Genomic DNA, 20,315 nt, shown 5'->3' on the forward strand with positions numbered 1-20,315 from the left:
GGAAATCCACAGAGAACGCGGGTCAACCAAAATTAGGATTTCGTTTTTCTTTCTTCCTTTGTCAATCGACCAAAGGGCTGTTTGCACTTTCGACAAACAAAGTACACATCAGTCGGTGTAGCTGATATTCCGACAAGTCCCATGGCGATCATTCCCCAGGTTGAATACTTAACTACTTTGCGTGCATTTTCATCGTCACGAGTGGTCCCACAATCACAGGTGGGGCGATCAGCTTTTTTAATGATTTGGCTCATAAGGCAAGTGTTCGGTTCCGACCCGTAGGTGGAACCGAAAAAGAAGATGATTAATTTTTAGAAAGATGTTCTACGTATTTTGCAAGGATGCGGATGTTATCGTCACCTAAGTGTCCGTAAGCAACCATTGGAGATCCTTTGATCCCTTCTTTCAATGTTTTAGTCACACCAGCAGCAGTATTTCCGTTTTTCCATTCGGAAGCAGGAGATTTGTAGTTTCTAGGTTTTGGGTTGAGAGCAGCAGCAGCAGCACCGTCACCAGCACCTTTTTCACCGTGGCAAGAAGAACAGTTTTGTAGGTAGAGTTCTTCTCCTTTAGCAAGATCTGGATCCGCAGCAGCACTAGATTCAACAGCAGCAGGTGTTTCTTCTTTTGGTTTGGAATCGCCACAAGCAACCATCACAACAGCGAAGGAGAGTGCGAAGAGAGATACTAAAACTTTTTTTGAGTTCATTTTTTACTCCAAGATAAGGATGACTCCAGTCTCTCACCCTTCTTGTCTTTTGAAAAGAAGAAATCACTACTTTTCTAAAAGATTTAAGAGTGCCTTTTCTAAATTTTGAAACTGAAACTCATAACCGCTAGAGAGTAATCTTTCGGGAATTACATACTGTCCTTTTGTGATGACAACCGATCCTTCACCATAGAGCGCCTGTATGGCGAAGGAAGGAACCTTAAAAAAGTTGGGGCGATGGAGTGTTTTTGCTAAAATACGTGAAAACTCTTCGTTACTGACTGGATGCGGAGATACTAAATTATAAGCTCCTGCCTCCGATTCTAACTGCATTAAGTGTAACATTGCAGAAATAAAATCCAATATATGTATCCAACTCATCCCTTGTTTGCCTGTGGCAATCGAACCACCCACTCCGAATAAAAAAGGAGGAAGCATTTTTTCCAAAGCTCCTCCTTTTGAAGATAGAATGATTCCAGTTCTAAATACTAAAGAACGGATTCCTTTTGTTTTTAAAGGAAGAGTTTGGTTCTCCCATTCCACACAAAGTTTGGCAAGGAAGTCATCACCTGGTTCTTTTTTCTCGGAATAAGGAGGATGAGGTTCTTCCGACATTCCATAATAACCAACAGCACTCGCATTGACAAAAACTTTCGGCGGAGATTTTAAATCCACAACACGAGCCACAAGACCTCTCGTAAAATCGATACGGGAAGTTTCGATCAGAGTTTTTCGTTCTTCTGTCCACCTAACGCCAGCTATTGGCTCACCAACCAAGTTGATGATTGCATCTAAACCTTCCAAATCAGCAGCTTGCGGAAGAATACAAGAGACAAATTCCAACTCTGGGTAGGAAGATAGTTCTGGGGGTAGGGAAGTTTTTCTAGAAAAAACCCGGAAACGATGCCCTTTCTGGGTCGCAAGCGCAATGAATGATTTACCGATAAGGCCAGTGCCACCTAAAATTCCGATTTTCATTGGATCTCCTTTCGTAAGAGATCGTAAAAAAAGAAGTAGCCCATTTTTTTACAGTGCGTATTTTTTTCTTTCATATGAGATCTGCTATTCTCCTTCCCATCGCTACTGCCGTTTTCCTTGTTCTCATCGGGAATTATTACCTATTTTCAGGAACAAAAAAAAGTATTCATCAATACAAAGAAAACCCACCATTCCGCATTGAAGACAGCACCAGTTCTGGTGGCATCCACCTTCTTTTAGACAAAGATACAAAAACGGTTTGGAGAAAGAAACAAAACGGAAAAGAAGATTTTGATTTTTTCTTAGAGATGAAATTGTCACATTTTTGGAATGGAAATCTTTTTTTCCCAAGAGAATTCAAAAACTTAAATGTTTTTGCCTGCCCTGGTGAATCCTTACCTGCCTTTGAAATGCGATTTTTATTACGTGAAAGTATTAACGTAGATAAAGAACTAAGAATGCCCAAAGATGAGTTAGCGCTTGTTTATCGGTTTGAAGAAAAAAACAAAACTAAAGTTTCGATTCCTCTTTCCAAACTTCCTAAATTCCAAAAAGAAACGAACTATCCAAAAAATATCCATATCCTCACACCAGAATTCAAATTAATAAAAACGGAAGGATGTATTTCCGAAGTGGAACTTGAGGAAGTCCCATGACAAACCCTCCAGGAAAAATCTCCGAATCCCCAACCATACCAAACCAAGCTAAAACAGATCGTAAGTTCGATATCAGGTCTCTTTTAGAAGAAGGCCCTCTTCCAATAAGCGAAGGCAAAAACCAATCGATGGGACTCGATGAAAAATTACGGAAGGCATATTTTTGGATCACTAATTTTGCCATCATCAACCCATTTTATGATATCGAATACAACGAGACCCCTCCTTTAAAATTCACAATTGGAGATTCAAAATCTGTAATCACTCTGCCCACAGCACAAAGTTATTCTAGTTTTGTTTTACTCCCTCTTCTTTCTCTCATTGCAAGAGGTAAATGTTTGTTAGTTGGTGGACCAGGGCGTGGAAAAACAGCATCCGCCATCCTTATGGGAGTGATTGCCGGATACCCTATCAAAGAAATTAAACGAGCCATCCAACATGGCCAACCACAAATGACAATTACCGATTTATTAGGAAATCCACTTCCTAGCGATATGATGCAAGCCAAGTCAATGGATGAAATCAAAATCGCTTGGCGAAAATGGCTCGGGATGCAAGTCAAAATCATCGACGAATACAATCGGATTCCGACAAGGACTCAATCTGCCCTTCTCACCATTATGGGTGATAATTATGCGGAAATTTATGACCAAATCTACGAATGTCCTGAGGCGGCATGGTATCTCACTGCCAACGATGACGCCGGTGGTGGAACCTATCAAGTGATTGAAGCTCTTCGTGACCGAATTGATATCGTTGTCAAAGCACCTCACTTTAACACACGTTTTATCAAAGATTTGATCCAAAGAGTAGAAGAAGGATATAAACCAGAAACACTCGTCCCCAAAGAAATTATTTTTTCTAAAGAAGAAATTGATACCATTAGCACAGAAATTCGAAGTATTAGTTTTCCACCCAAACTTCGTCGTAGGATGGAATTTTTTACTTCTCAATTTGAATTTATGGAATACGCAGGGGAACAATTAGAATACAAAACCAAAGATACCGCCAAACTGAGTACAGTTGATTTCGGAGTTTTAAGTTCCTCTGAAACGGGGAAAGACAAAACCAAAGACTTAGGTTCACAAACAAAAAACGGGCTGAGTGTCCGGGCCATTTTTACATGTATCAATTATGCAAAGGCACTCGCCTATTTTCGAGGGCTAAATGAAGTCACCCTCGATGATTTAAGTCATGTATTACCGTTTGTTCTACATGATAAATTAGTTCAAAATTCGGATTCTCCTTTTTTTGAAGATGCAGATCACAAGGTTTATCGCAGTGACCGAGTGAGTTGGATTCGAAAACTATTTAGTTTATCCTTAAGCGAATACGAAAGACTTGGATTGGATAAAAATGATACAATTGCCAATCTTTCCATTAAATTCGAAGAAGGTTTAGAAGGACTTTCTGTAAAAGAAACCAAACAAAGACTAGTTGAGATTGAAAAAGAAATTGAATCTATGGCAAAACAACGAAAGTTATACGGCCATATGTTTGATGATCTATTAAAACTCAAATATCTGCACCAAAGGTATACTAATTACCTAAAATGGGCGGAATCAAATGTATGAGTCAAAATACTTGGAAAGATATCCTTTTAAAAAATCGAGATCTTTGTAATCATCTTGTACTCACAGAAAAAAAAACAAATTCGAATTTTTCTGAAGAATCATTATCTGAAAACCTAGTTCCTTTTTTTAATGCCTTGCTCTCTCAGAAAGAAGGAGTCAGTCCCGAGGAACAAATTCTTTCTCTCTTCCAAATTCTACTCACCCTCATCTCTAAAAATTTTTTCAAACAAAGTCCACCGGTTCCCCAACTATTTTTGGAAACAATCAGTGGGCTTAGTATCATTACGGGAGAAAATCTAAATGAGAATTTATCTTATTTGTCCAATGTTCTTGTTAAAATTGAAGAAACAAAGAAAGAACTTTTTATAAAAAGAATCCAATCCTTGTCAAAATCCATCTCCTCGACAGAAGAATGGAAAGCTCTGTTAACTATCTTTTTCTGGGCTAGTGGCAAACCAGAGTATAGAATTGAGGCTGAAAAACAATTTCGATCTCTTCCTCAAAAGGTAAAAAACGAAATCCAAACTTTGATAGGAATTACAGAAGATACATTAGCATACGCATTCCCAAAACGAATAAATCCTCCGAAAGAAACAGATCCAGTGCATTTTCGGGTGATTCCCGGATACACTTTGTTTGGTGGACTATTTCAAAACCTTCCCATATTACATTTGGGAAAAGAAACAAACTTTAATTCGGTAATTGTATCCTCAGGACTTTCTACTTTCTCTTTATATTTAGATCAGTTTGGAACCAACTTAATTTCCAGAAGAGAATCTACTCTTTCGGAAAAACCAAACACTTCCATTCATTCCTCATTTTGGAAACTCATTGTCAGTAAAAAACTAGAGCTGAAAGGAATTCTTTCCGTAGTGGAATCTGAAACTTTTATTTTACTTACCCTTCAAAATTCGTATCACATTTATTTGTTTTATTTGGGATCATAACCATGGACTTCGTAAAAGACTGGGAACTTAAGTGGGAGGATGCACTCAAACTTTGGAGCGATTATGTAAAACTAACGCCAGCTAAATTTTTGTTTTCGAAATCAGAAGAAAAAACAGAAGGCCTATCGGGATCTTTTGCTGCCATTCGTTTGTTAGACCATAGGGTTCTTCTCTCTGTAGAACAAATTCAAAAATACAAACTAGAAAACTATCCTCTGGAAATTTTAGGCCACGAAATTGGACACCATGTATATTGCCCAGGAGACTTAAACGACCAAGCCAAACTCATTTACCTTGCCGGTTTAGCACTTCCAAAACTTGGCCATTTGACATCTACAATTGTTAATATTTATGAAGATCTTTATATCAACGATCATCTAAAACGTTATAATCATTTACGAATGGAAGAAGTATACCAAAGAATTGGCAAAAATGAGGACAGGTTCTGGAACTTCTACATGAGAACTTACGAACTACTATGGGCACTTCCTTCTGAAACTTTAACGGATGGAAAGGTAGAAGATTTAATTCAATCCGATGCTAGCCTTGTCTGTCGAATGATACGAAACTTTCCCAATGACTGGGAAAAAGGTATGTTCGATTTTGCAAGTATATGTTTTCCTTATTTTTTTAAATCGGATGGAGAGACAATTCAAATTCTTGGGAAAATTTCTTCCATTTTAGACACGTTAGACGCTGGTAAAGGGATGGCACCCCCATCTGGAATCACAGATATCGAAGTCGAATCTGAGATATTTTCTTCTGAACTTGGATCTATAAAAAAAAGGGAACTAAGTCCGACAGACTTTTCTTCTATTTGTAACGCAATGGGGATAGAAGCAGATATTTCGGACATAGTGTACAGATACTATAAAGACAAAGCATTACCTTATCTAGTTCCTTTTCCTGAATTACGAACCCCAGGAGCTAAAGAAAAAATTTTAGAAGGAAATGATTTATGGGATCCAGGATCCCCTTTAGAAAAAATCAATTGGATGGAATCAGCAATTCGCAGTCCAATTGTAGTGCCAGGATACACAACCGTAGAAGATGTTTATGGAGAAACAGAATCACAAGAAGTTGAAATTAACCCAATCGACTTAGACTTGTTTGTTGACTGTTCAGGATCGATGCCTAACCCACAAACGAGTTTGTCTTATTTAACACTTGCTGGTGCCATCATTTCTTTATCGGCATTGCGAACTGGTAGCCACGTCCGAGTCACATTGTGGTCTGGAAAAAAAGAATATAAAACCACAAGTGGGTTTATTAGGGATGAAAAAGAAATTTTAAAAGTTCTCACTGGATACTTTGGAGGAGGAACCTGTTTCCCTTTGGATTTGTTAGAAGATGGTTACAAAGAAAAACCGAAACGAAAAAGGCATATCTTGATGATTTCGGATGATGGAATTGATACTATGTTTACTCAAAGATATCCAAAAGATCCAAGGTCCATTGTAAAAAATGCCTTAGAAACTGCGGAAGGTGGTGGTTCTATGGTTTTGCAACTTTATAATCCTAAGGGAAATAAAATCGTCACAGAGATGGGGGAATCAGGTTGGGAAATTTATCCGATCCAAAACTGGGAAGACCTGATTCAGTTCAGTAAAAAATTTGTTCAAAAAAATTATGTTAGAAATCAGATACTACATCAAACAAATTCTTAATTTCCCCATTTTATCTGTGGATCTGGCTACAGTTTCTTTGGATGCCCTGTGGTTTGATGCCTTACTGACAAAAAATAAAGGAATCCTTTCTCCGGTCTTTCATCAATCCTTAAATAAAATCACAGACATAAATGTCAAAGGCACTCATGCCATTCTCGCCTACGTACTGTTTGATCTAGATTCAAAAATTCCAGAATATGATTTTAAAAAGTTAGAAAAATATCTATTTGAAGTTGTCCCTGAATTATGCGGATTAGTAAATCCATATACAGAATGGACGAAAGATGCAGAAAGAGCCGAAGAACTAATCCGAAGTTTATTCCAGTCAATCGACCTAGTACCAGCAAACGAAACCAAGGTTTATTTTGAAGACAGATATCGCTCCATTGATTCTAGAGAGCGACTTCGAATTTTAGAACAAACAAAAAAAGCACAAGAACGAGCAAAAGAAATTCTCAGACAAATGAAACAAAAAGAAGAGGAAGAAGCCGCCTCTAAATACAACCGTGAATGATCCCAAACAAACAAAAAACTCTCCTTTAATGTTAGAGAGTTGGAAGCTGGAGTTAGATCGTTTGGTAAAATCACGATTTGCTCCAATTTGGAATGTTAGCATCGGAGATAGAATCGAAAAAGAAGATTTTGATTTTGTAAAAGAATTTCACCTGGCTTTTTGTCAGGCCAAAACAAATCAAATGGAGTTTGATCGTAAGGCCGCTATTCGATTTATCAGAAAAAACCAATACCTTTCTCTATTTTTTAAAAACCAATTGAATGGATTATCACCAGAAGATGATTTTGAATCCATTCCCTTTACCACCAGAGAAGACCTCCAAACCAAGATGACAGAAATCATTCCCGTTATGGTAGATCTGAATCGAATGGTCATCAATCCCACATCGGGAACTACAGGCCAACCCATACTCGCTCCCAACCATCCCAAAGCAATTGGTTGTTATGTACCCCTCATTGAATGGACTGTAGGAAGATATGGTGTCATACCCAAACACAAACCTGAGTCCACCTTTGCCATTCAGCTTTGTTACCAAGAAAATACAATCGTATATGCAACAACTCATAGTTTGGCGGGAGGTGCTAAATTTGCAAAAATCAATCTTCACCAAAACTCATGGAAAGATAGTTCTGATTTAGAAAATTTTATTAAGGAATCTTCCCCACAAATCCTAACAGGAGATCCTTACGCTTTAGAAGCTGCCATGAAAATGGGACTAAATTACAAACCCGAAGCCATTCATTCCACAGCACTTGAACTAACAGATAGTTTACGAAAGAAACTAGAACAACATTTCGAGTGCCCAGTCATCAATTCCTATTCTTTAAATGAAACAGGTCCCATTGCTTATGCATGTCCCAAAAATCCCGATTGGATGCACATCCTTCCCCATGATTTATATGTAGAAATCATTTCTGACAAAACGGGAGAAGTAGAACCTAGTGGCAATGTGGGAGAAATTGTAATAACAGGAGGACGAAATCCTTACCTACCTTTACTTCGTTACAAAACGGGAGATAGAGGAGAACTTCGTTATGGTCCTTGTCATTGTGGTGACAACTTTCCTCGCCTGCGATTGTTATCTGGTAGAAAACCTGTATATTTCACAAAACCTTATGGAGAAACGGTAAATCCCGTTGATGTTGCAAGAATTCTCAGAAGGAATCCTCATATCTACCAATTCCAAATGGAACAATTTACCAATAAGGATTTTATTTGTCGAGTTTCTGCTTCCCATGAATTCTCTAAACTTACAAAACAAGAAGAAGGAACAGAATCAACTGCACAAGGGAATACATTACAAATTCAATTACAATTGGAACTAGAATCACTACTTGGGTTCGGATCCCAGGTTCAAATTGACACCAACTTTCCGTTAGATGGGAAAAAACAACCAGCCTTCATCAACTCTTATGCGGAATCAAAGGAAAAATCACAATGACTCATGGTTTAGTTCTAGGAAAATTTTATCCACCGCATAAAGGCCATATCCATCTCATCACAGAAGCAAAAAAAAAATGTGATGAACTCACAGTCCTTGTTTGTTCCTTACAAAGAGAAAAGATCCCTGGAGAATTACGATTTGAGTGGATGCAAAATCTTTTTCCCGATCCCAAAATCCACCTCATCTGGGTCCAAGACGAGAACCCCCAATACCCAGAAGAAGATCCTGATTTTTGGAAGGTTTGGCGACGAACGATTGAAAGTCACACGAAAAGGAAAGTGGATTATCTTTTTACGTCCGAAGAATATGGCGACCCACTTTCGAAAGTACTTGGGTGTACACATACACTCATTGACTTGGAAAGAAATTCCATCCCTATCTCTGCCAGCCAAATCAGAGAAACACCCTTAAAACATTGGCAATGGATCCCTGAACTCATCAGGCCCTATTTCGTAAAACGGATTGTTCTGACTGGAAGTGAGTCCGTAGGGAAAACCAGTTTGACCCAGATCCTTGCCAAACATTTTCAAACCAATTGGATTCCAGAGTTTGCTCGTGAATATTTGGAATCAAAAGAAAATCCCATGGATGAATCTGATTTTTTACCAATTGCAAGAGGCCATCTTTTATCAGAAGTGGAAGCTGCCAAAACCTCCAATGGAATTTTATTCTTAGATACTGACCTTCTCACCACCAAAGTTTATTTAGAAAGATATTACGAGTCCGAGATTCCTTGGCTCACAGAACGTGCATTAGGTTTAAAATATGAAAGTTCTCTTTTTTTAGACATTGATATCCCATGGATACAAGACCAACTTAGGGATTTAGGGGAAGAAAGAGAATCGATGCGAACACGTTTTTTACAAGCAATGAAAGAAGCGAATCGTGACTTTTATTGGATTCGGGGTGATTATAGGGAAAGGGAAAAACAAGCCATAAAGATTGTAAAACAAATTCAGAACCTTCCTATGAACCCAGAGTCTTTTACGAAAGAGCTGAGGAGATTACGTAACTTTGAATGACCTCATCTGGAAGTTTTTCTCCAGTAATGATCTGTGGCATATCATACAAAGTAGTCCCCGTAGAACCGTTGTCAGTATTTTTCGGACCTCTATGGTTTCGAATTGTTTCCCCTAAAACAAAACGAATTTCTAAACTAAACCGAGAGAACCCTTGGTTATTTTCTTCTGTTCCGTGCAAATGATGGGAAGAAAACAAAAAATAATCGCCAAATCCACCGGAAACAGAAAACCGCTTTGGATCGTTTGGTGAAAAGTCAGGTTTGGGGAATATTTTTTCTGCCAAACGAGAGTGTGTTGTCTCTTGAAACCCACCTGTTTCCATCCAATGAGAATAATCAAACAAGTGCGAATCATTCGATATGGGAAGGTCAAAATAGGAAGGATACAAAATAAATCCCGCGCCTGGCCTGACTGTAGTGATAGGAATCCAAATATTAATTTGGTTTTCTGGATTGGCATACCAGGAATCTCGATGAATGTAAAGAACGGATAGAGAACCTTCATTTTTATGAAATCCATCAGGGACACAACGCAAACGAAATAAATCCACATAAACATCGGTTGGTGCCATTCCCCAAGATTCAAACAAAGGGAAAAGATAGTTTTTTAAAGATAAGTTTTGATAAATTCGTGTTCGAATTCGTTTCATCCGTTCTGCCAAAGCCAAATAAGGAATTTGGGAACTAATGATTACAGGATCTCCTTCGGAGAACTCTTCGTTTATGTATTGTTTGATAGTATTTAAAAAAGGATAGGATTCGTTTGGAAATTTACCAGAGAAAGTTTCTCCGACAAACAAGGACTCAAGTAACATTGTCCTTGGATTGTTTTTCGATTTCGTTTTTTAGTTCAATGATGCTCATATATAAATTGGCAAATGTTGTCAGTTGGTTCATCGCATCTTGTAAACCAGCTTTAAACAAAAGTCCGTTGTCCATATGTTCGCGGAAGATCGTTAGGGGATTTTCTGCCTCCATACTCTCTACCGTTTTTTGGTAAGATTCCATAAGTTCTTTTTTATCTAAAAGAGACTCTGGAACTTTCCAGCCATTGGACAACCGACTCATGAAAAAATTACCTACCTTCGACTTCTAGAAGTTTGGTGGTCTTTACTATGATTCGTGTCACAACATAAAAGATGAGTCCAAATCCAAAAAACCAAGTATGGAAAGGTTTCCAAATTCCAGTAATGTCCAGAGCTCGTAGTGCAGGTTCTTGGTAATAAACTTGGATCAAATCAAAAACAGTAAAAACAACAATGATCCCAAATAAACTTGGGTATTCTCGTTTCCAAATATTACGAAAGGAAAAACTTAAATTAGGTTTTTTATATCCAGAAAGTCTAGGGATAAAAGCAGGAGTTTTGTCCGCCCATTTCAGATACCCTTCTGCAAATTTACCACGAAGGAAGTATTCTTCTGCAAATATAATGCGTTCGTAATACAAATAAAAAAACATAATGTATACTAAAGCAAAAGCAAAATCACGAAGGATAAATACTGGCCCAAGATACATCAGAAAATTCCCTACATAAAGAGGGTGCCTAACTAATGAGTAAATACCAGATTGGTTCACCACATCGGCAACTTGTTGTTTTGTGTTTCTACCAGAAGTATTTTTAGGAGTGTATCCAATCGTAAAACATCTAACAAACAATCCCGCAAAACTGACAAGAAATGCACCAGAAAGCCAATACAGATTGGACTGGTAATTACCTTGGAAGTAAGGGACAAAGGGTAGATAGAGTAAGGAAAGAAACAAAATGACTCCTGGAATGTAGGAGCGCCATCGGAAAAGAAAATTGCCTTGTTGGTTGAGTTCTTCTATAAGTGCCATGTGAATTCGTACTTGCTTCCTTTGATTAAGTTGTTAGCATTCGTCCTATGTCAATCAAATCCTTTATCCCTGCAAAGCTCAATCTCCCTGCTCTATGGTTTACGGATCTGACTCTTCCCGTTCTCAACAAAATGGCCCATAATCTCGAATCCATCGAGATTTCAGTACCTGACCAAAAAACTTTAAAATCATTTCAAAAAGAACGACTTCTTTATATTTCCAATCATCCGACCACCCAAGAACCGGGTGTCGCCTACCATGCCGCAAATCTCATGGGTTCTAGGTTTCATTATATGGCCGCAAGAGAGGTTTTCGAATGGGGGTTTGGATTTGTTGGGGACTTCATTCAATCCATAGGCGCCTACTCTGTATTAGCTGGTGCACCTGACCGCGAGTCCCTGAGAGCTTCTAGAGAAATCATCGCATCCCCTCACGGCAAACTAGCCTTATTTCCTGAAGGTGAACCAACAAGTGGAATGAATGATACCCTACTTCCTTTCCAATCAGGTGTGGCCCAACTCGGATTCTGGGGCTTAGAAGATGCATTAAAAAAAGATCCAGAAGCCAAGGTTTGGATTTTACCTACCTTTGTTAAGTACAGAATGACCGGTTCCATTGACTCTATGCAAAAAGATATCGACCAAACTATCACCAAAATGGAACAAAAGTTAGGGATCTCTAAAACAGGAAAAGATATCGTTCATAGATTTCTCTCTGTTGGAAAACGAATGATTGAAAGAGAGGAAAAGGAATACGGGGTCCCTGTCGAAGAAAATAGAGCCGATGACTTCGATTATCGATTGGGTAGGATGCGCCATGCCATGCTCGACAATATTGCAAGGAAAGCAAACATTCCGAAGTGGGATGCCGATACGAATGCCATCGAAAAACTAAGAAGGATCTTAAGTGTTCTTGAAATGGTTTCTGTGGGAATGCCCGACCCGAACGGTGAACTACCAAGTTTAGAAATGGCCACCTGGGCAAAAACGGCAGCCACTAAGGCATACGATTTTATCACCATTCAAACTGCCTACATCAAAGAACTACCAAGTGCCGAAAGATTGTACGAATTTTTATACCGATATGAAAACGAACTTTTTGGTGAATTCAAACCCAGGCCACACAAAGCAGTTGTTAGGTTCGGAACACCATTTACGATCAACGAATACTTTAGTTCCTATAAAGAAGAAAAAAAGAAAACGCTAGATATCGTAACAGAACGTCTAAGAAAAGAGTTAGAAACCATGCTTGTGGAAGAAAAATCCAAATCAAATCCTCTGTTTCCGAGCCAATATATTTTTTGATGGAACAATTCAGTCCGACACAAGTAAAAAACCTGATAGATGGGCAAACACCCATAGAAATGTCAGCCTATGGAGCTTCTAAGATCCTCGATGAAAACTTAGTGAAAGTTTTAGATGCCCTGACAGAAAAATACGGAATCCCTGACTTATCTGCCATTCTTTTTACGATTGTAAAAGACTTAATCCTCAACGGTTTTAAAGCCAATTTCAAAAGACTTTTTTTTCAAGAAAACCAACTAGACATCAACTCTCCCGCCGACTATGAGTTAGGTGTCAGGATGTATAAAAGCCTAATCCTTTCGGGACGCGGGAATACATTCGAATCTATGGCAAAAGAAAAAAATTTATATGTTCACCTGAAAATAGAACATAACGAAACCCAAATCAAGTTTGATGTCAGAAACAACACCACTCTCGTTAGAGGAGAGATGCAAAAAATTAGGAACTCTCTCCTTCACGCACAAAACTACAACGACATCATGGAATACTATATCGAACGCGGAGACAATTCCGAAGGGGAAGGGATTGGGATTGCACTTTGTGTCATCCTTCTCAAGGGAGAAGGCCTTCCCACAGACCAATTTAGAATCTATCATGAGGACGGAGAAACCATCGCACAACTCACCATTCCCTTAAAGAAAGGCTAGCCCAAAGAACAGACTCTCACATTTTGGATTTATGGGTTCTGCTACTGTCCTTTCGAATGATTCCATTCCTAAAGTTCTCTCCGACATCGTTGCCAATGAAACTAACCATGCTCTCTGGCTGAATACTCTCTCTCTTTTAGAACATCTTGGTTCCAGAAAGATTCTCCTCACCCAATCGAGCGAAGAAACTTCGGAGATGATTTTAAAACATGCAACCGAAGAAGCAAGACACGCCCTCTTCTTCAAAAAGGCAGCCCGCACCATCAAACCCAGCTTCCAATCGGGATACCAAAATTCAGCCCTTGTCCGAGGGATAGCGGCAAAAATTTATTTCGCAAAACTGGATACATTGGTACGCCGAAGCCTCCGCAAAGTTTTCCCAGACAAAAAACAATTCACCTACCTTGCTTATTTGTACACCACCACCGTCATCGAAAAACGGGCCATGGTCGTCTATGCAGCGTATGACGAGATTTTGGAAAAAACGGGTTCTCCCATCCGCCTAACCAACCTGATTTTAGAAGAAGAAGGTCACCTTTCTGATATGAGTTCGGAAATGTTCCGCCTGGACCCAGAGGCAAAGGATCGATTGGCGAATTTAGAGGCAGAAGAATCGAAGATTTTCACCCGATTTTGGCTCCAAATCCGTGAATTCTCCCTGAATTAAAAAAGGCTTGCGGAAAAAATCCGAGCCTGATTTCCTTCAACCATCTTCATGCGACATAATACTATTATTGGATCTTTGAGAAAATGGGATTAGAAGTCTTTTTATTGCCTTTTTTGGCCAGTGTGGCGGTGACCATCGGGTTACGTCGTCTGGACAAATCCAACACCAAACTCTCCCAACTCAAACGTTATGCGTCTAAATTGACCGACGAAATCCATGGTGTCGCTCTCCAAAAGATCCAATTGGTGAAAGATGCTGGCATTGACCTCGACATCCTTGTCAAACAATCCCGTAAAGTAGCGGAAGACATCCAATCTTTAAGTTCCGAATCCCGCGATCTATTCGAAAAAATCCGTGCCAGCAAAGACTACCTCTCTTCTCTTTCCGGGGAAATGGAACAAATCCAAGATTTGAGTAACCAAGTCCGTCGTGAAAAACAATATATGGAAGAAGGACTCTCTCAAATCAATACCCACAAACGAGAGTTACGTGAAGTTTCGGAAGATATGGAATCCCTTCATAACGAATCCATCTCTATGTTGGATACGTTTCAAAATAAATTAAATCATAGAAGTGACGAGATTTTACAATCAGTTGCACACAAGATGGTAGAACTCGAAAGTCTGCTGGAAACTAAGTCGGAATTTTTAGATAACTCACTTTCTAAAATTGCAGAGACCGCTCGTGAAAAACTTTTGTCTCATGCTGATGTGATGGTGGGAGAAACTGCGGGTCGTTTGGACCATGCTCGTAAAGAGATGGATCTCCTGCTTGACTCTATGAAAAATGCACAAGGGGATTTGGATGTTCGCCTAACAAAATTTGAAGATACTTCCTCCCTACTCTCCGACAAAGTTGATAAGTTTGATGAAAGGTTAGAAGAAAAATACCAACGGGCCTCTGGCAAGTTAGAAGAGAAAGTAAATCTTCTCGAGAAAAAAATCCAAGAACGTTTTGATTCTATCTTTGACCAAGTCACTCATACAAAAGATTCTTTTATGAAGGGTCTTAGTCAAGAAACAGACTCCATTAAAAGAGAGATCGAAGATTTATCTCTGGAAACCCTTTCCAAACGTGACGACATCATCAACGAAACCAGAAGGCAAGCAGATGGAATCAACCAAACCATCATCCAGTTCCAAGAAAAATATTTGGAAGCGGAAAATAAACTCCTTCGCCAAGCAGACATTCGCAAACAAGAACTCATTCGCGAAATCGAAGCCTTCTCTGAAGAATTCCACCGTATTTCAGAGGAGTTAAAAGAAGAAGCTACATCTCTTAAAAAGAGTGCTCTCCAAGAATTAAAAGATTTCGATCGTGAGTTGGATACGGTTCGTTCCAACCAAGAATCTGTGATCAAAACCTCTCTATTTGAGTTAAGAAAAGAACTCGAAGAAAGAATGAACTCTGATTTCAAACTTCAAAAAAATGAAATGGAATCGGACTTAGAAACAGTTCAGTCCCAAATCAAAGACTTAAGCGAATCCATCACAGCACAAACCAAAGATGTGGATGATTATGTAGAAGAATTAAAGTCTGCTCTACGGGAATCGGCTCATGAAATCTTAGAAACAGCAGAAGACAAAGCCAAAGAATCCGAAGAAATTGTAACGGAAAAAATACGAATCGCCAATGCGAATCTCGAACAGTTTGTCAGCAAATGGGAAGATGAACTCGCGAAAATGCGAGACGACCAAACCGGAAGCATCGAAAGGCTTCAAGATCGACTCAAAGAAATCCATGTAGAAGGTGCTGACCTACTTGGTGAATTCCAAAACCAATTCCAAAAAGCAAAATCTAGTTTGGAAATGGCTGCAGAATCCAAAACAAAAGAAAGTATTTCTCGATTAGAAGAAGAAGCGAAACTCGCTCGCAGTGAAGTCGAACGAATTCTCAAACACTTAGAAGAATCAGGTGAATCTTTCTTTAACTTACAAGAAGAGAAAATGGACAGACTCAATGAAACCATTGATTCTAAAATCTCTCACCAATTAACAAAACTTCTTGATAAAGGCAATGTCCAACTAGGTCAAATGGAAGATAAAATATCCAACCACCTAAATACAGTTCGTCGAAACTTAGAAGAAAGTATCAAACGTTCCAAAGACGAGTCTAAAAAACAAATCGAAACTTACCAAAAAGATTACGAGAAGTCTTTCAAAGAAATTGCAAAAGAAAGCCAAGACTTCTTAAAAGATAGTTTGAACCGTTTTCAAGACCTAAAACATGAAATTAAAAATGGTTTAGAGGATCTAAACGATACCAAAGAAGAAACACTTTCCAGTTTCCAATCGGAAATGGAAACTTTAAAAGAAGATATCTTAACACTTTCTAGCGAACTAGAAACTGTAAAAGAACACTCTGATTTATTTATATCCGCAAAACAGATTGCAGATGAATCAAACCGTGCCGTAGAAGAAATCTCAGAAGCACTCCGGGCTCTCGAGAAAGGTCGCCCTGATCTTGATCTTTACCAATCTGCCATTTCGGAATTTGCCGAACTCAGAAAAGAAATCGCAAACGAACTAGAAACTTTGAAAGAAGCGCAGTTCCAAACGGAAGATGTGGACAAACAAGTGCAAATCCTTGCATCCAACCTAGTCCATGTTTCGGAAACGATGGAAGGTTTTGAACAAAGCCTAATAGAAGTTACCTCTATCGAAACCCGAGTGGCTAAACTCACAGCAGAACAGTCAAAAATAGAATCGTTTCTTTCCTCTTTGCAAGAATCACAAGATTCCGTTTTCCATTTGGTAGAAAACTTAGAAGGCCAAAAACACAATGCTCGCGAACTTCAAGCTCGCCTAGACATCCTCGATCGCGAAATCGAAGTGGTGGAAGCCCGTGAAAAAGAACTCACGGAAACCATCCGCCAAGCAGAAAACCGCACTTCCTTCCTTGTGGAAAGAGAAGCCCAAATTGATTCTGTGGAACGAAAATTTGACAAAATTGAAGAGTTGCTAGGCGACCTTTCTGATCGTCACCGCCAAATCCTCACCCTCCAAAAAAGATTGGAAGACCTCAAAGAATCCTCACGGGAAACCAAGGACGATTTGGAGTCCCTGCTCGGCGAGGCGGACGAAACCTTCGAAAAACTCTCCGAATTCCTGGACATTGTCCAAGGGGCGATGCAAAATCCAGTCCCAGCGGGAAAATCCGACCGAAAAGTTTCGGGAAATCCCCTTGTCGAGAGAAAAAGAGCCACAATCCAGAGCCTCCACGACAATTACCAGTGGTCTTCTGAGGCAATTAGTGAAAAATTAAATATTGAAAAATCCCTCGTAGATAGCATCCTCGGAGTTAGAAAGAAATAACCGAGGTATCCATGTCTGAAGAACAAACAGAAACAACGTCGAAGGAATCCCTAATTGTCACTTCTAAAGTGAAAGCATACATCAAAAGTAAGGGATTTATGACTTCTGGCGATGCCATTGATGGAATCAACGAAGAAATCTACCGTCTCATCGACAAAGCTTTAGAAAGAACCTCTGCCAATAAAAGAACGACGGTTCGATCCACTGATTTCTAATCCGTGATTTACATTAAAAACAAATCAGAAATTGAAACGATGAGGAAGGCGGGAAAATTTGCCGCCGAACTCCTCGTGTATCTAGAGCCCTTTGTCAAAGCTGGGATCACCACCCTTGAACTGAACGATCTAGCCGAAGCCTATACCAAAAAAAACGGACATAGATCTGCTCCCCTTGGATACAAAGGATTTCCCAAGTCCATTTGTTCTTCCATCAACCACGTGGTTTGCCATGGAATTCCCAAAAAAGAAGATGTCCTGGCTAACGGAGACATCATCAACCTGGACGTATCTCCCATTGTGGACGGATATATCGGGGACACTTCCAAAACCTTTATCGTTGGGGGAAAATCAACTCCCGAAGCCGAAAAACTTGTGGCTGACACAGAAAAAGCGATGTGGGTCGGAATCGAACAAGTGAAACCAGGAAACCGGATCGACGACATCGGAAATGCTATCGATGATTTCCTCACCCCACTGGGATATGGAATTGTTCGTGACCTAATGGGTCACGGCGTGGGTCGCAATTTCCACGAAGAACCACAGGTTCCTCATTTTCGATCTCCACGAAAACTAGCCAAAATCGAAGCAGGAATGATTTTTACCGTCGAACCGATGGTGAATTTAGGAACCTGGGAAGTCAATTTCGACAAATCCGATAAATGGACCGTTCGGACTAAAGATGGAAAACTCTCTGCCCAATTTGAACATACTGTTCTTGTCACAGACAAAGGGTATGAAATTCTAACAAAAGTTTGAAGAAATCGTTCTTGATTTCGCATCAAATCATCGTCTAATGAAAGAAGAGGCTTTTATGAAAACTGCAATCACTCTATTCAGTCTTTTGGTCATCACATCAGCAAGTTTTGCCGTTTGTCCTGGGAAAGAAAAAAGATCCTGCCCTGGTCATGACAAACTGCTAGAGTGCCCACACGACGGAAAATAGTTCCCATGAACAAAGCCATTCTCTTCGTTGATGACGAACAAATCATTCTGATGAGCCTAAAGTCTCAGCTGAAAAAACATTTTGGGAACGAATATCGTTACGAAACGGCTCAAAATACAGAAGAGGCATGGTCTATCATTGAAGAATTGGCAGAAGAAGGAATCGATATTCTCATCATCATTTCTGATTGGCTTATGCCCAATCAAAGAGGTGATGAGTTCCTTCGTGATGTCCACAAAACGTATCCACAAATTAAAAAAATAATTATTTCCGGGCATATTGATGAGCTTTCACTCAATCAATTGAAAGGAGAAGTGGACTTACATAGTTTTTTGAACAAACCTTGGTCCGAATCGGATTTAATCAAAAAAGTAGAAGACGCCATCACGAAGATTGCCTAGGTTTCACTAGGAAACCTCCGTATGTCGCAATCAATCATTCAAAATACAATCGAAGATTTAGAAGTTTTACGTTCTAAATCCCCTCTCATTCATAATATCACAAACTATGTAGTCATGAACAACACTGCCAACGCTCTCCTTGCGATTGGTGCTTCTCCCATTATGGCTCATGCCATCGAAGAAGTCGAAGAGATGGTTACAATCTGTTCGGCAACCGTCATCAACATTGGCACTTTATCAGAACCTTGGATCCAAAGTATGGAGAAAGCAGCGGCAAGAGCTGTTTCCATTGGTAAACCTTTGGTACTCGATCCCGTTGGTGCAGGAGCAAGTAACTTGCGTAATATGGCAATTCGTCGTATCTTAGGTGCTGGCAGTCCCAGCATTATCAGAGGGAATGCATCTGAAATTCTTTCGACTCTTAACTCTTCAGGAAAAACGAAAGGAGTGGATTCGACAGATTCATCTGAGTCGGCTGTGGATTCAGGAAAGTCTCTTTCCAAAGTCACTGGTGGAGTGGTTGTGATTTCTGGTGCCACAGATTATATTGTAAGTGGAACAGAAAAAGCCCAAGTGCGTAACGGAGACCCACTCATGACAAAGGTCACTGGGCTTGGATGTACCGCGTCAGCCATTTGTGGTGCCTTTGCCGCTGTACAGTCGAACCAGTTCCGGGCTGCCACTTCGGCCATGGCAATCATGGGAATAACAGGAGAGATGGCCAAAGCAAAAACAAACTCTCCGGGAAGTTTCCAAGTGGCCTTTATTGATGCCCTTTACGAAATCGGCCCAGACATCATCAAACAAAAGCTAAATGGGGAATAAAATTCGCGGGGTTTATTTAGTAACAGATAGACCCCTTTGCCACTGGCATAGTTTGGCAGAGGTAGTGCGCCAAGCTGCGCTCGGTGGTGTTTCCCTTGTCCAACTGAGAGAAAAAGAAACAGACAGCCGCGAATTTTTTGAACTAGCAAAACAATTAAAAGAAGTTTTAACACCCTTTCAGATTCCTCTACTCATCAATGACCGCCTAGATATATGTTTGGCGGCCGGTGCAGACGGAGTCCATCTAGGACAATCAGATCTTCCTTGGAGGGAGGCTCGCCGGATTTTAGGCAATGATGCCATCATTGGACTATCTTTAGAAACTAAAGAAGACTTTCATTCTCTTATGAAAATCGATCCAAATCCTCCTTTAGATTATCTTGCTGTATCACCTGTGTTTGATACAGAAACGAAAACAAATACCAAACCTGCCTGGGGGCTAACCGGCGTTCAATGGTTAAGAGAAAAAACCACTCTCCCCATTGTTGCCATTGGGGGAATTAAAGAATCCAATGCAAAAGAAGTAATCGAAGCAGGTGCCGATTCCCTTGCGGTTGTGAGTGCCATTTGTTCCGCAAAAGATCCTAAACTAACCACTGAAATTCTATCGACTAAATTTCTTTAGTATCAATTGAAACCAAGAACACGG

23 protein-coding genes are annotated in these 20,315 nt (G+C 39.7%); 17 read left to right on the forward strand and 6 right to left on the reverse strand.

The window, feature by feature from the left end; all coding sequences use genetic code 11:
• Positions 1-32: 32 nt before the first annotated feature.
• The 3 genes from CH361_RS15395 to CH361_RS15405 all read right to left on the reverse strand — a co-directional run bounded on the left by CH361_RS15395 (position 33) and on the right by CH361_RS15405 (position 1,687).
• Complete coding sequence (locus tag CH361_RS15395; protein ID WP_100791697.1) at positions 33-254, reverse strand: hypothetical protein; 222 nt, start codon at positions 252-254, stop codon at positions 33-35.
• Positions 255-304: 50 nt separating this feature from the next.
• Entirely contained in the window at positions 305-709 is a 405-nt protein-coding gene (locus CH361_RS15400; RefSeq protein ID WP_100791698.1) for a c-type cytochrome, read from the reverse strand.
• Positions 710-775: 66 nt separating this feature from the next.
• Positions 776-1,687, reverse strand: a complete 912-nt coding sequence (locus CH361_RS15405; RefSeq protein ID WP_100791699.1) for a TIGR01777 family oxidoreductase — start codon at positions 1,685-1,687, stop codon at positions 776-778.
• Positions 1,688-1,761: 74 nt separating this feature from the next.
• On the opposite strand from CH361_RS15405, the gene CH361_RS15410 reads away from it, so the two are divergent.
• The 7 genes from CH361_RS15410 to CH361_RS15440 are packed head-to-tail and all read left to right on the forward strand — an operon-like array spanning position 1,762 to position 9,511.
• Complete coding sequence (locus CH361_RS15410; RefSeq protein ID WP_100791804.1) at positions 1,762-2,343, forward strand: hypothetical protein; 582 nt, start codon at positions 1,762-1,764, stop codon at positions 2,341-2,343.
• The gene (locus CH361_RS15415) at positions 2,340-3,917 is read left to right on the forward strand and encodes an AAA family ATPase (RefSeq protein WP_100791700.1); all 1,578 of its coding nucleotides are present in this window, start codon (positions 2,340-2,342) and stop codon (positions 3,915-3,917) included. The genes CH361_RS15410 and CH361_RS15415 overlap by 4 nt, the downstream gene beginning before the upstream one ends.
• Positions 3,914-4,864, forward strand: coding sequence for a hypothetical protein (locus CH361_RS15420; RefSeq protein ID WP_100791701.1), 951 nt, complete (start codon positions 3,914-3,916; stop codon positions 4,862-4,864). The genes CH361_RS15415 and CH361_RS15420 overlap by 4 nt, the downstream gene beginning before the upstream one ends.
• Positions 4,865-4,866: 2 nt before the next feature.
• A complete protein-coding gene (locus CH361_RS15425; protein WP_100791702.1) occupies positions 4,867-6,531 on the forward strand; it encodes a vWA domain-containing protein in 1,665 nt (554 codons plus the stop codon).
• The gene (locus CH361_RS15430) at positions 6,494-7,045 is read left to right on the forward strand and encodes a hypothetical protein (protein WP_100791805.1); all 552 of its coding nucleotides are present in this window, start codon (positions 6,494-6,496) and stop codon (positions 7,043-7,045) included. The genes CH361_RS15425 and CH361_RS15430 overlap by 38 nt, the downstream gene beginning before the upstream one ends.
• 28 nt (positions 7,046-7,073) lie before the next feature.
• Positions 7,074-8,486, forward strand: a complete 1,413-nt coding sequence (locus tag CH361_RS15435) for a phenylacetate--CoA ligase family protein (RefSeq protein WP_100791806.1) — start codon at positions 7,074-7,076, stop codon at positions 8,484-8,486.
• Positions 8,483-9,511: an AAA family ATPase gene (locus CH361_RS15440; RefSeq protein ID WP_100791703.1), complete on the forward strand. Its 1,029-nt coding sequence runs from the start codon at positions 8,483-8,485 to the stop codon at positions 9,509-9,511. Before CH361_RS15435 ends, CH361_RS15440 begins: the two co-directional genes overlap by 4 nt.
• On the opposite strand, the gene CH361_RS15445 is transcribed toward CH361_RS15440, so the two are convergent.
• The 3 genes from CH361_RS15445 to lmtA are packed head-to-tail and all read right to left on the reverse strand — an operon-like array spanning position 9,474 to position 11,347.
• Entirely contained in the window at positions 9,474-10,325 is an 852-nt protein-coding gene (locus tag CH361_RS15445) for a hypothetical protein (protein ID WP_100791704.1), read from the reverse strand. The genes CH361_RS15440 and CH361_RS15445 overlap by 38 nt on opposite strands.
• A complete protein-coding gene (locus tag CH361_RS15450; protein WP_100791705.1) occupies positions 10,315-10,578 on the reverse strand; it encodes a hypothetical protein in 264 nt (87 codons plus the stop codon). The genes CH361_RS15445 and CH361_RS15450 overlap by 11 nt, the downstream gene beginning before the upstream one ends.
• 7 nt (positions 10,579-10,585) lie before the next feature.
• Complete coding sequence (gene lmtA, locus CH361_RS15455; protein WP_100791706.1) at positions 10,586-11,347, reverse strand: lipid A Kdo2 1-phosphate O-methyltransferase; 762 nt, start codon at positions 11,345-11,347, stop codon at positions 10,586-10,588.
• 131 nt (positions 11,348-11,478) lie between these two features.
• Between lmtA and CH361_RS15460 the strand changes: the two genes are divergently transcribed.
• The 10 genes from CH361_RS15460 (at position 11,479) to thiE (ending at position 20,291) form a co-directional block, all read left to right on the forward strand.
• On the forward strand, positions 11,479-12,651 hold the full coding sequence (locus tag CH361_RS15460) for a lysophospholipid acyltransferase family protein (RefSeq protein ID WP_244279913.1): 1,173 nt from the start codon (positions 11,479-11,481) through the stop codon (positions 12,649-12,651).
• Positions 12,651-13,298 carry a hypothetical protein gene (locus CH361_RS15465; protein WP_100791708.1) on the forward strand — a complete coding sequence of 216 codons (648 nt, stop codon included), beginning with the start codon at positions 12,651-12,653 and terminating at the stop codon, positions 13,296-13,298. Before CH361_RS15460 ends, CH361_RS15465 begins: the two co-directional genes overlap by 1 nt.
• A gap of 31 nt (positions 13,299-13,329) precedes the next feature.
• Entirely contained in the window at positions 13,330-13,965 is a 636-nt protein-coding gene (locus tag CH361_RS15470) for a rubrerythrin (RefSeq protein ID WP_100791709.1), read from the forward strand.
• 83 nt (positions 13,966-14,048) lie between these two features.
• Positions 14,049-17,279: a SpiroCoCo family coiled-coil protein gene (locus CH361_RS15475; protein WP_100791710.1), complete on the forward strand. Its 3,231-nt coding sequence runs from the start codon at positions 14,049-14,051 to the stop codon at positions 17,277-17,279.
• Between the two features lie 11 nt (positions 17,280-17,290).
• Positions 17,291-17,494, forward strand: a complete 204-nt coding sequence (locus tag CH361_RS15480; RefSeq protein ID WP_002978419.1) for a hypothetical protein — start codon at positions 17,291-17,293, stop codon at positions 17,492-17,494.
• A gap of 3 nt (positions 17,495-17,497) precedes the next feature.
• Positions 17,498-18,253, forward strand: a complete 756-nt coding sequence (gene map / locus CH361_RS15485; protein ID WP_100791711.1) for a type I methionyl aminopeptidase — start codon at positions 17,498-17,500, stop codon at positions 18,251-18,253.
• A gap of 55 nt (positions 18,254-18,308) precedes the next feature.
• Positions 18,309-18,440: a hypothetical protein gene (locus CH361_RS19860; protein ID WP_279627939.1), complete on the forward strand. Its 132-nt coding sequence runs from the start codon at positions 18,309-18,311 to the stop codon at positions 18,438-18,440.
• Positions 18,441-18,445: 5 nt separating this feature from the next.
• On the forward strand, positions 18,446-18,841 hold the full coding sequence (locus CH361_RS15490) for a response regulator (RefSeq protein WP_100791712.1): 396 nt from the start codon (positions 18,446-18,448) through the stop codon (positions 18,839-18,841).
• Between the two features lie 21 nt (positions 18,842-18,862).
• Positions 18,863-19,666, forward strand: coding sequence for a hydroxyethylthiazole kinase (gene thiM, locus CH361_RS15495; RefSeq protein WP_100791713.1), 804 nt, complete (start codon positions 18,863-18,865; stop codon positions 19,664-19,666).
• Complete coding sequence (gene thiE, locus CH361_RS15500) at positions 19,656-20,291, forward strand: thiamine phosphate synthase (RefSeq protein WP_100791714.1); 636 nt, start codon at positions 19,656-19,658, stop codon at positions 20,289-20,291. Before thiM ends, thiE begins: the two co-directional genes overlap by 11 nt.
• Positions 20,292-20,315 lie beyond the last annotated feature (24 nt).

The sequence above is a fragment of the Leptospira brenneri genome, assembly GCF_002812125.1.
Classification (GTDB): domain Bacteria; phylum Spirochaetota; class Leptospiria; order Leptospirales; family Leptospiraceae; genus Leptospira_A; species Leptospira_A brenneri.